Raw genomic sequence first — 11,339 nt, forward strand, 5'->3', positions numbered from 1 at the left:
CTCACAGTCATGGTACAATCATGATTGATTAATAGGAAAAGAGTGTAAAAAGATGAAAACATTTTTAGGTTGGTTCCTTATCATCCTGCTGTTTACTGGTTTTTCTTTTTTATTTGTAGAAGCCTCTGCAGAAATCAAGGATATTCAAACACTAAGTGAAGTATTCGAGGAGCATGTTGCGATCGATGAGATCCATTTACCTGCGAATAGTTATATGTATGATCGAAATGGCTCGGTTATTTCAGAGATTTATAAAGAGGGTAACCGAGAGTATGTAACATATGAAAAAATTCCTCAACAAGTCATTGATGCTTTTATCGCAACTGAAGATCGTCGGTTTTTTGATCATAAGGGATACGATACTACTGCCATTATTCGTGCAATTGTCATTAACGCTAAAAGCAATGATATTGAAGAAGGAGCAAGTACAGTAACTCAGCAACTTGCTAGAAATGTCTTTTTAAGCCATGAGCAAAATTACAACCGCAAGTTAAGCGAGCTCCTATATGCTCATGAAATTGAAAAACTATATACAAAAGAAGAAATTATTGAACTCTATCTAAATACCATCTATTTTATGAATGGTGTCTATGGATTTGAGGCTGCAAGTCAATTTTATTTCAATCAACCAAGCACAGAACTTACTCTTGCTGAAATTGCTTTCTTAAGCGCAGTACCCAACAACCCGGCCCACTATGACCCAATCAAAAATAGCGAGAATACAAACTTAAGAAAAGAATGGATCCTAGAAAAGATGGTAGAGACAGGAGTTATTACTAGCGCAGAAGCCGAGAAGGCAATAGCGGAAAAGGTGACTGTGAGTCCGCGTGAAAAAATTGATCAATTTCCTGACTATGTCACCTACATCCATCACGAACTAAAAGAATTAATCGCCCACCAAGAAGGCTTTGATAAGCGTTTAAACAAAGTTAACTCAGAAGAACAAAGAGATGCTATCGAACAAGAATTACATGTACGAGTGAACACCCTTTTGCAGCAAGGCATCCACATTGAAACAGCGCTTGAACCTTCGATACAAATTAAAGCAAATCAAGTCATTCAACATCGCTTGCCTCAAAGTGATGTGCAATCTTCTGCAGTCATTATTGATCATATACAAAATGAACTTGTGGCCATGACTGCAGGAAAAGAGTATCAGAAATTTGACTTCCACCGGGGTTTCCAAATGTATCGCCAACCAGGTTCAGCTATTAAACCCATTCTTGTATATGCACCTTACATAGAGGAACATGACGTACCACTGCAAAGCTCCATTAATGCAGATAACTTTTGTCATAGTGGTTATTGTCCAAAAAATTTCGGAGGAGCTCAATACGGGAATGTGAATATGACAACCGCATTCAAGCATTCCTACAATACACCTGCTGTTCGTATTCTAGATCGATTAGGAATAGAGAAGGCTTTTGCTTATCTTGATCTGTTTGAATTTGAAAGAGTCTTAATAGAGGATCAATCATTACCGTCCGCATTAGGCGGCTTTGAGCATGGCATGTCTCCGCTCGAACTGACACGTTCATATACTCCCTTTGCTCGAAATGGACTCTATTCTCCTGCTCATGGTATCCGTGCTATTAAAAACAGCGAGGGTGATATTCTTTATAGTTGGGAGCAGATCGAGCACGAGCTTTGGAGTGCTCATACTACGGAAAAAATGAGAACATTATTAGCTGAAGTTGTGAAAAGTGGAACAGGAAAGCATGCTAGTATTTCATCGAGCTATGTTGGAGGGAAAACGGGAACGACGAATGATTACATAGATATGTGGTTTGTAGGGATGAATGATCAATACACAACAGGGGTATGGGTCGGGAAAGACCGATGGGAATCTCTTTCTTCCATCTACAGTCATTATCCACATCTTACCATTTGGCGAGATATCATGAGCAATTAATAAAAAGGACAGTTGCATAATACTGCACACTGTCCTTTTTTAGATTGGTAGACTCGCGATAAAACTGTTATAAAGCTTAACTAATGCATACGTAACAGCTATTAAAAATGTACTCCAAAAAATAACGTGAAAAAAGATCAGACCAATTAAGCCCAGTACGGAAAGAGAATCACTCACTTTGTAAACAAAGTAGATAAAATAAATAAAACAAGCAGCCACAAAGATCGCGATTAAGTATAAGATATCATGAGTAAGGGCAAGGGAGGCGATACTTAATGCCATAAAGATTGCAGAGCCAATTCTAATTTTATTTAGCTCAATCCCTTCTTCATCGCGCGAGAAAAAGAGCATTGATAATTCTACAGTTGTATCTGCAATAAGCTTCAATGCTGAGAACACCATAAAAAAGAATAACATTAATAAAAATAATAGCGTTAATTTAATACCGTTCTCAGAGAAAAACTCCCGCATCCCCTCATACACACCGAGCTCAACAAGTTGAGTTAAAATAAAAGACTGAGTGTACAAAGCAAACGTTAAACTAAATATTAAGATGGATATTAGAGGGAAATGACTAGTAATATAACGGTTAGACATCTAACATACGTCTCCTATCTCTTTTATAAACAAACGATTCAAAAAAAAMCAGYAGGTTAGCCTGCTGCTTAGGATTGATGTATGACCGTGTAGGCATTTAATTCGTTTCCTGTTGTAGGCCCTTTTTCCTTTGATTCACGCTTTTCTTTATGTGCATTCTTAAAGGCATCACTATGTAACCATTCTTCATAATGTTCTTTTGTTTCCCACTTAGTGAAGACCACTTGCTTTCCATCTTCATCTTCATTTCCTAAAAACATAAATTCTAGACACCCTGGAACTTTCTTCATGTTCTCAGCAGCATTGCCAAAACGGCTGGAAAGATGGTCTTTGGCTTGTTTTGGAACATGTAATTCGTTCATTACAACATACATCGAAATTCCTCCTTTGTCATTCGCTCCCTTTTAGTATAACGGTTTCATTGTGCGTTGCAAGCCAAATGAAAAAATAACATGAGCGTCATAAGCTTGACAAACATTTTGTCCTGCTTTTATTTCATTCTCCAACAACTTGCTTTATAATAGAAACTAATGTTGACTCACAAGGAGGAATAATCATGGGTACAATCCTAATCCTTGGTGTCTGTGTAGCATTTTTAGCGGCAATTTTTGCAGCTGGCTACGAAGACAATCCACATAAGAACTAACAAAAATCGACCGTACTCTTGGAGTATGGTCGATTTTCGTTTTACGATAATCCTTTAAAGCCTTGTTGACGAATCGCTTCATAGATAACAATTGCAGCTGTGTTTGAGACATTTAACGAACGTACTTTGTCAGTCTGAGGAATCCTGAAGCAACGCTCAAGATTACGGTCAATAATGTCTTGAGGAATGCCTGTCGTCTCACGACCAAATACAAAGAAATGATCTTTCTTATCATTTGAATAATCAAATTCACTAAAATTCTTTGTGCCGACCGTTTCTATAAAATAAAATTCGCCGTCCTTATATGTCTCAAATAACTCTTCAAGTGAATCATAATAATGAATATCAACACTTGGCCAGTAGTCACACCCAGCTCGTTTTAGCATTTTATCATCTGTTGAAAATCCAAGTGGTCGAATTAAATGTAAGGAAGTATTTGTACCTGCGCAAGTTCTAGCGATGTTTCCAGTGTTTGCTGGAATCTCAGGCTGGTAAAGAACAATATGTAAACCCAAATGGCACACCTCTATTTCTACATTTTCATTTTCAGTTTACGACTTTTTTTACATAACTCATAGTATACCACTTACGTCTCTATGATCAAACAACAAACCGCCTGTCAGAAGACAGACGGGTTCGACTTATTCAACTACACTACAATATGAAAAAATTTATATTTGATGTTAGGCGTCCATGCTGTTGAATCCTCATAAGCCCAGTAACGCATTCGACTATTCGTTGTTTGCGCATTTACTAATGGTTCCCCGTTACCATCTTTAGCCACCACAATGGTAGTATGCTGCCATCTGCCGTCCCCATTAAAATCATAACAAATCACATCTCCAACTACGAGGTCACGAGCACGTTCCCGCTCTACTCCTTTTAAGCCCGTTTTGGCTCCGCTTAAATACCAGCGAAAAGAATGCGCCACTGACCAACTGTAGCTCCAATTATTTTTTTGCAGCCACCATCCACTTGCCCGATTCCCCCCTCCAGTCATTGGGGCACCTCCTGCTCTAAGGCATTGAGAGATATAATTGGTACAGTTATCCTTGAACTTCTTATAAGCTGGATTATAATCATTCCACCAACGCTCGGCGTATTTTACTGCCTCTAGTCGATTATAGTTAGAACGATGCCCTGCWAGCTCTCTAGTTTCTAAAAACGTCAATGGCGAAGACTCTACTTTCTCCTCCTTAGTTTGTCTTTTAACTTTCCTTTCCTTATCCTCTTTCAAAACTCCTTCTTCGAAAATGGCACGACGCTCCTCAACCATTTCAGTTGAATGAATTTTTTTTTTAATCTTGATAAATTGCTCATATTTCACCACATAATCGACGATTTCTTTATCGCCGATTTGTTGTTTACGTAAAATCGTTCCCGAAGCTTTTGAACGAATGATCTCGCCTTCACGCTTTTTTAGTGAATCATGTCCACGGACCCACCTGACATAATCTTCATCGCTTTCAATGATTGCATTTTGGTCGTGGTCTCCCTCCTCATTATAATGTGTAAGCTGGATATATCTCTCGTTTTTTCTCTCAATCAACTCATGGATCGGTTGAACCAAGCGTTTCTCCATCTGCTCACCTCGCCCACACTTCTTACCTGCTTCATTTTATGATGCAACCCTTGTACTTCATTCCACTCCAAAACAAAAAGCCCCTTAATAAAGAGGCTTCATTTTATCTATTAAGAAATTTTCTCGATTGCTCCCTCGAGACTCAGTAACAATTCTTTTTTATCTAACCCTCCACCATAGCCGACCATTGCACCGTTACTGCCTATCACACGGTGGCATGGARCGATAATCGGTACCGGGTTCTGATTATTGGCTCCACCAATAGCACGAACCGCTTTCGGGGCTCCAATTAATTCAGCTACTTGTTTATAAGAACGTGTTTCACCATATTGAATCTCTTTTAAAGCACCCCAAACCTTCTGTTGAAAAGGAGTGCCAGCAAGGTCAAGAGGAACATCAAAATCTACTCTTTCCCCATTAAAATAATCCTGTAATTGTTCACACACTGTTTTCAGAGTGTCTTCACATTGAACAAATTCGCCTGTGATACCTTGCTTTCGTAACCTAGCCTTAAGAGCTGCCGTACACGTACTAAGCTCACCGAAGTGAATATGACAAACGCCACGGTCTGTTGCAACGATTGTAAGCGTACCAAGTGGACTATCCATTTCATTAACAAAAAGCCTTGATTGCGTTGCCATGTTAGCCCTTCCTTCCAACTGTTCAGTTTTCATCATCTTACCTTATAATTAGGTATTTTTACCAATCATTCGATTTTCATTTTCAAGCATATTTAGCGCTGTTTCGATTTCACAGAGCACTTCATCGTCTTTTTCGCGCTCTTTCGCTAATACAAGCCTATTTTCCTCTTCCTTACATCTATTCGCGCTGTTTCGACTAATCTTACCAATTGCCCATGCAGCCGTTCCACGAATGACTGGACGAGGGTCATTTTTCAAAAGATCTGCTAAAATCGGCAATGCTGATTCATCTTTAAAATGTGCTAATGCAATGATCGCATTTCGTTGAATTGGTTTTTTTCCTCTCCAAGAGCCCGAGACGTGACCAAACTTCTCTTTAAACTCACGATTACTAATCGTTAGAAGCGGCTTAAGAAGGGGTTTTGCTATCTCTGGGTCAGCTTCCATTTCAGGGTGGTGATGAAAGTCTTTCCCCTTATTTTCAGGACATACCTGCTGACATGTATCACATCCATACAAACGGTTACCCAGTTTTTCTCTATATTGTTCAGGAAGAAATCCCTTTGTTTGTGTTAAATAAGCGATACAAGCTTGAGAGTTTAATTGCCCTCCTTGAACGAGTGCATCAGTCGGGCAAGCATCGACACATTTATTACATGTGCCACATTGATCCGTTAGCGGTATATCAGCTTCAAAGGGAATTGTAGTAACGACCTCACCTAAGTATACATAGCTGCCAAAMTCAGGTGTGATAATGGCACAATTTTTCCCACTCCACCCAATACCTGCTCTACTAGCAACTTCTCGATCAGAAAGAGAACCTGTATCAACCATCGATATCGTTTTTGCATCCGGAATCTTATCTTGTAAAAATTGCTCAATCTTTTTTAAGCGATCTCGCAATACATCATGATAATCTTGACCCCAAGAAGCCCGACAAAATATGCCTCTACGCTCCTCTTTTGTATTTTTGGGAGCACCTTTCATCTTTGAAGGATAAGCTAATGCAATCGAAATAATCGTCCTAGCCTCTTCTAAATTTCGATTAGGGTATACCCGTTTTTCTATATCAGGCTCTTCAAAACCAGATTGATAGCCTAGTTCTTGTTGAGTAAGAAGCCGGTCTTTTAAAGTCAAAAAAGGATCGGCGGTCGTGAAACCGATTTTATCAACTCCGATAGTCTTACTATATGCAATTAGTTCTTCTTTTAATTGGGCGAGTATCATGCCCCATCACCTTTCTTCTACCAATTCCACCTTTATGCTACAATACGTACAAAACTATTGGTGGAGGTAGTCCTATGTTAACAGTTCAAATTGATCCAAGCATAACTTCTGTGATCCCTACGTTTAAGCTTGGCCTTATATCATACCATTCTATCGTGATTAGCGATTCACCTCAAATGTTAAAAGGGCGTTTGCAATTTTTTCAAGAAACATTACAAATGGAATTAGATGAAAAAGAACTAACTGAATTTCCCGGAGTCAAAGAGTGGAGAGAGGTTTTCAAGACATTAAAGATAGATCCTTCAAAGTATCGTCCTTCTCATGAAGCTCTTTTACGTCGAATAAAAAAAGGCAATTTCCTGCCTTCCCTTCCATCAGCTGTTGACCTTAACACTTTCTTTTCCCTTCAATATCAAGTACCGTTTGGCATCTATGATCGAACTAAGTTGAAGGGGAACCTTTCTGTAAAACTCGGTCAAGAAGGTGATAGCTACGAGGGTGTAAATGGTCGTTACAATGATATGAAAGGAAAATTGATTACGACAGATCAACTCGGTCCTTTTGGTAGCCCGATTGTCGACTCGAAAAGAACAAGTGTTTCAGAGCTCACCACTTCAGCTATACAACTGATCTATTTAAAGCCTTCAATGGAGGTCGCAGAAGCTGAACAACTTGTTCAAGCAGTAGCCTCAATGTTTACTCAAGTTCATGGCGGAGAAGTCCTGCAAGCATCTGTGATCAATTCGTGAAATTCCTAAACATTGGAAAAAATCTTGTTCTTATGTTTAGTAGCACGGTATTATGGGTATGTATAAAGAGACTATTACAAAGAGAGGACGATGTTACATTATGAGTCAAGATAAAGTTTCAGTCATTCTAAACAAACAAATTGCCAATTGGAGTATTCTTTTTGTAAAACTACATAACTATCACTGGTATGTAAAAGGTCCACAATTCTTTACATTACACACAAAATTTGAGGAGCTCTACAACGAGTCTTCTACGTATATTGATGAGTTAGCAGAGAGATTATTAGCTCTTAAAGGTCACCCAGTTGCGACAATGAAAGAGTTTTTAGAGATATCTTCTATTGAAGAAGCAAAGTCTGGTCTTTCAGCTGAAGAAATGGTCAGCGATTTATCTCAAGATTTCACTACATTAATTGATGAATTAAAAGAAGGTATGGATGCTGCTGATTCTCTTGGAGATGAAACCACAGCTGATATGTTACTTGCGATTCACCAATCACTTGAAAAACASAACTGGATGTTACGTTCATTCTTAAAATAAGATCTAACGAGTTTGAGGGATCCCTCAAACTCGTTTTTTTCTTCAACAAAAAGGATGCTCTTCATCAGAGCACCCTTCTCTCTTATTCAAAAGCAAGTGAAATGTATTTCACCTCTAAGAATTCATCCATCCCATGATGACCACCTTCACGTCCTAATCCACTCTCTTTAAAGCCCCCAAATGGCGCTTGTGGAACAGATGGTAAGCCGTCATTAATCCCAACAATACCGAATTCCAGCTCTTCACTTAAGCGCACAGCCTTTCCAATATCTCGTGTGAACAAATAAGCCGCTAATCCAAATGGAGTGCCGTTCGCCCGTTGGATGACGTCCTCTTCTGTTTTGAAAGTCGAAATGGGAGCAAGAGGACCAAATGTCTCTTCCCTCATRCATTTCATCTCTTCAGTGACCCCACGTAATACAGTCGGACCAAAGAATTGACCCTCTGCCTCTTCTCCTCCAAACACAACTTCTGCTCCTTTTTCTTTGGCATCTTTAATGTGCTCACGTACCTTTTGCACAGCACCTTCATCAATCAACGGACCAAGATCGACACCTTCTTCAAGCCCATTACCGACTTTAAGTTCAGAAACARCTTTCTTCGCTTTTTCCACAAACTGATCAACAACATCTTCATGTACATAAATTCGATTAGCACATACGCATGTTTGCCCCGCATTGCGATACTTCGAAGCAACGAAATGAGAAACAGCAGAATCGAGGTTCGCATCATCCATGACGATGAATGGTGCTTGACCTCCCAATTCCAATGAGATCTTCTTCATTGTCTTAGAAGCACCTTCCATTAGAATCTTACCTACTTCAGTGGACCCTGTGAACGTTAATTTACGTACACGAGTATCCTCTTGCCATACACCAGCAATCGTTTTTGCATCGCCCGTGACAATATTAATAACGCCCTCTGGTACTCCAGCTGCTACAGCCAATTCTCCTAAACGAAGTGCCGTTAAAGGAGTTTGTTCAGCTGGTTTCACAACAACCGTACAGCCTGCAGCAAGAGCTGGAGCTACTTTTCTTGTAATCATGGCTGCGGGAAAATTCCAAGGCGTAATAGCCGCAACCACTCCTACTGCTTGGCGTTGAACAAAGATTCGTTTATTCTCTGCTGAAGCAGGAATCGTTTCACCGTAGATTCGCTTGCCTTCCTCTGCATACCATTCAATAAATGAGTTAGCATAGCCAATTTCACCCCTAGCTTCAGTCAAAGGCTTTMCTYGTTCTTTTGTCATGATCTCAGCTAGCTCTTCCGTTGCCTCTTCAATTTTACGGAACCAATTCATAAGCACTTTACTTCGTTCGTTTGCTGTTTTCTTAGACCATGTTTTAAAAGCTTTATGAGCAGCATCCACTGCGTCTTTCGCTTCCTTCTCCCCACCATTTGGGGCYGTACCTACTTGATCGCCAGTGGCCGGATTCGTGACCTCAATTACGTCTAGTTCCTCCCCAACCAACGAACCATCAATTAACATTTTCATAAAATCATCCCCTCTTTTTTCTTCACCAAGTTAGTATTCGACATATACTCTTTCTGTTCCTTTTCACAAAACGCTTTAAACCGGCAGCTTAAAAAGAGGGGAAGATTCTTAATAGATCATTTGCCCTAATGGACCGTCTTCATCGATAATATCTTGAATCTCATAGACTGAAATCACAAAATAAGGAATCCCAAATGCGTAAGGTACGAGATCATACAATTGAAAATAAATAACTAACGCTTTATCAGCTAGATAAAAATATTGATTCGGCGCGATGCCTTGAAAGGGTGATAAGAGGGGAAGATCACGCTTTTTAATTTGTTCCCGAATGATATTATTCAATCGCTCTACATAGGGAGCACCTGGGTTAAACAGTTCCTTTAAGCGATAGACCTTCCCAGTTTGAACATTCATGGTTAGTGAACGTAAAATGGCAAGTCCATGAGCACCACCAGAATAAGAGTAGTGACTATTTGTTAAGCTCACAATGTTGCGCTCATTGGTTTTAATTTCGTATCCTCCTGTAATTTCAGTTTCAGGATTTTCATAAAAGCCCTGCTTTTTAATCATCGTTTCAACTTGCTGATAAATTCGTTCATTTAGTTTTCGTTCAACCTTATGATCCACTAAGCCTGCAAGTTGCGTATAATATACATCTAACCTTGGCTTGATCAAATGGCGGGTAACAATATCCACAGGCAATATCGATGTATTCACATGATTCCCCTCCCTTTTCTTATTTAATGTCTATGCATCACTCATTAGCTTCAGGTCAAACAGCAAAAAAGAACATTGCACATGGCAATGTTCTCTAATTAGAAATTAATTAAACGCTGGATGTTTAATGGCTTCAAAGCCTTTAAACTGATCTCGTTCACCCTCTACTGTTACTTGCTCCCCGTGGAGGGAAGGATTTGATACGAGCCCAAATGCCTTCCGATCGTGTGATGAGAGTTGAATGATCATCATGTTTTGAGTATTTGTTTCGTTCGGATCATCCGCAATTAAAACACTTAAATCATCATAGAAGTTCGGTGCTAGGGCAACATGGTTTTTAGAACGAGCATTCCCTACCACATACCCTGTTACTTTGACTTCTCCTTTAGCTTGACTTAAAGCGTCATTAACGGATAAAGATTCTTTTGGTTGCTCTTCTTCATCCCCAGGCTCCTCTACTGCATCTTCTTCAAAAGTGAAAGCAGAAGGATCTCTCATACCTGGTGTACTGAAATAAGTTTCAAGAGAACCTGTAATCGATACATATTTGCCTACATGACCAGGATGAGAAACTAAGTTTAATCCTGTTCGAACCGTGTTCCCACTCGGTAATTGTACAGGTAACATCTTCGCGCGATCAGTCTCATTTGGGTCATCTGCTAATAGTAGATTAGAAGGAGCGTGTGTACCGTCTCCTAACACCAYTTGACTAGAATTAATTGAACCTACAATATAACCACGTACAGTAGCTATCCCTGTATTAGTAGAAATAGCTTCAGCAACCGTTACAAAGCGGTCTCCATCCGGAAGGTCTACCCCTTCAATAGATATACGCGTACCTTCTGTATAATCAATTGACTCTTCTTGATTCTTAATGTATTCCACCGTTGCTTCCCAAACGGTACCCTCTGATTGAGAAAGAGTCGATTCATTTAAACGGTAAAAGCTTTGACCATGCATATAATCATTGTAAGCAACCGTGTAAGTCGCATCAAGATCAAGCTCTGTCCCATCTTCATCAAACAATAAAACATCTTGCATGCTAGAACCATCTTCAGCTGGAATTAATTGATAGTGAAGACCTGACGCTTGCAAATCTACGCCGCGGTGGTAACTAGATTGAGAAAGGATGACTTCCTTCATTTTAGCACCCGTTGCTTCAACCACCACTACTTCATTAGCAAAACGATCAAGGGCTTCAATTTGCTTATCTGTAATGTAACCCGCTGGAA

Annotated in this window: 12 protein-coding genes; 3 read left to right on the forward strand and 9 right to left on the reverse strand. The window is 39.6% G+C overall.

Annotated elements, in window-relative coordinates; genetic code table 11:
- The first annotated feature begins 52 nt into the window (after positions 1 to 52).
- Positions 53 to 1,912: a transglycosylase domain-containing protein gene (locus AB685_RS22595; protein WP_047972834.1), complete on the forward strand. Its 1,860-nt coding sequence runs from the start codon at positions 53 to 55 to the stop codon at positions 1,910 to 1,912.
- Between the two features lie 39 nt (positions 1,913 to 1,951).
- On the opposite strand, the gene AB685_RS22600 is transcribed toward AB685_RS22595, so the two are convergent.
- The 6 genes from AB685_RS22600 to queG form a co-directional block, all read right to left on the reverse strand.
- Positions 1,952 to 2,509: a YufK family protein gene (locus AB685_RS22600; RefSeq protein ID WP_047972835.1), complete on the reverse strand. Its 558-nt coding sequence runs from the start codon at positions 2,507 to 2,509 to the stop codon at positions 1,952 to 1,954.
- A 68-nt stretch (positions 2,510 to 2,577) separates the two neighbouring features.
- Entirely contained in the window at positions 2,578 to 2,883 is a 306-nt protein-coding gene (locus tag AB685_RS22605) for an antibiotic biosynthesis monooxygenase family protein (protein ID WP_047972836.1), read from the reverse strand.
- Between the two features lie 313 nt (positions 2,884 to 3,196).
- Entirely contained in the window at positions 3,197 to 3,670 is a 474-nt protein-coding gene (gene trmL / locus AB685_RS22610) for a tRNA (uridine(34)/cytosine(34)/5-carboxymethylaminomethyluridine(34)-2'-O)-methyltransferase TrmL (RefSeq protein ID WP_047972837.1), read from the reverse strand.
- Positions 3,671 to 3,804: 134 nt separating this feature from the next.
- On the reverse strand, positions 3,805 to 4,737 hold the full coding sequence (locus AB685_RS22615) for an amidase domain-containing protein (protein ID WP_047972838.1): 933 nt from the start codon (positions 4,735 to 4,737) through the stop codon (positions 3,805 to 3,807).
- A 110-nt stretch (positions 4,738 to 4,847) separates the two neighbouring features.
- On the reverse strand, positions 4,848 to 5,378 hold the full coding sequence (locus tag AB685_RS22620) for a methylated-DNA--[protein]-cysteine S-methyltransferase (protein WP_047972839.1): 531 nt from the start codon (positions 5,376 to 5,378) through the stop codon (positions 4,848 to 4,850).
- Positions 5,379 to 5,426: 48 nt separating this feature from the next.
- Positions 5,427 to 6,605, reverse strand: coding sequence for a tRNA epoxyqueuosine(34) reductase QueG (gene queG / locus AB685_RS22625; protein ID WP_047972840.1), 1,179 nt, complete (start codon positions 6,603 to 6,605; stop codon positions 5,427 to 5,429).
- Positions 6,606 to 6,679: 74 nt separating this feature from the next.
- Between queG and AB685_RS22630 the strand changes: the two genes are divergently transcribed.
- A complete protein-coding gene (locus tag AB685_RS22630; protein WP_047972841.1) occupies positions 6,680 to 7,354 on the forward strand; it encodes a phenylalanine--tRNA ligase beta subunit-related protein in 675 nt (224 codons plus the stop codon).
- Positions 7,355 to 7,454: 100 nt separating this feature from the next.
- Positions 7,455 to 7,895 carry a Dps family protein gene (locus AB685_RS22635; protein WP_047972842.1) on the forward strand — a complete coding sequence of 147 codons (441 nt, stop codon included), beginning with the start codon at positions 7,455 to 7,457 and terminating at the stop codon, positions 7,893 to 7,895.
- A gap of 82 nt (positions 7,896 to 7,977) precedes the next feature.
- On the opposite strand, the gene AB685_RS22640 is transcribed toward AB685_RS22635, so the two are convergent.
- From AB685_RS22640 to AB685_RS22650, 3 genes are all read right to left on the reverse strand, one after another.
- Positions 7,978 to 9,390: an NAD-dependent succinate-semialdehyde dehydrogenase gene (locus AB685_RS22640; RefSeq protein WP_047972843.1), complete on the reverse strand. Its 1,413-nt coding sequence runs from the start codon at positions 9,388 to 9,390 to the stop codon at positions 7,978 to 7,980.
- A 108-nt stretch (positions 9,391 to 9,498) separates the two neighbouring features.
- Positions 9,499 to 10,107, reverse strand: a complete 609-nt coding sequence (locus AB685_RS22645; protein ID WP_047972844.1) for a DUF3298 and DUF4163 domain-containing protein — start codon at positions 10,105 to 10,107, stop codon at positions 9,499 to 9,501.
- Between the two features lie 105 nt (positions 10,108 to 10,212).
- Positions 10,213 to 11,339: DUF6359 domain-containing protein (locus AB685_RS22650; protein WP_047972845.1), on the reverse strand; the 1,127-nt coding region annotated here is incomplete at its 5' end.

Source organism: Bacillus sp. LL01, from assembly GCF_001037965.1.

What these genes read in the sequence shown, in the direction of transcription:
- AB685_RS22600 (WP_047972835.1), bottom strand. Translation starts at nt 2,509, where the DNA reads ATGTCTAACCGTTATATTACTAGTCATTTCCCTCTAATATCCATCTTA.
- AB685_RS22595 (WP_047972834.1), top strand. Translation starts at nt 53, where the DNA reads ATGAAAACATTTTTAGGTTGGTTCCTTATCATCCTGCTGTTTACTGGT.
- AB685_RS22605 (WP_047972836.1), bottom strand. Translation starts at nt 2,883, where the DNA reads ATGTATGTTGTAATGAACGAATTACATGTTCCAAAACAAGCCAAAGAC.
- AB685_RS22630 (WP_047972841.1), top strand. Translation starts at nt 6,680, where the DNA reads ATGTTAACAGTTCAAATTGATCCAAGCATAACTTCTGTGATCCCTACG.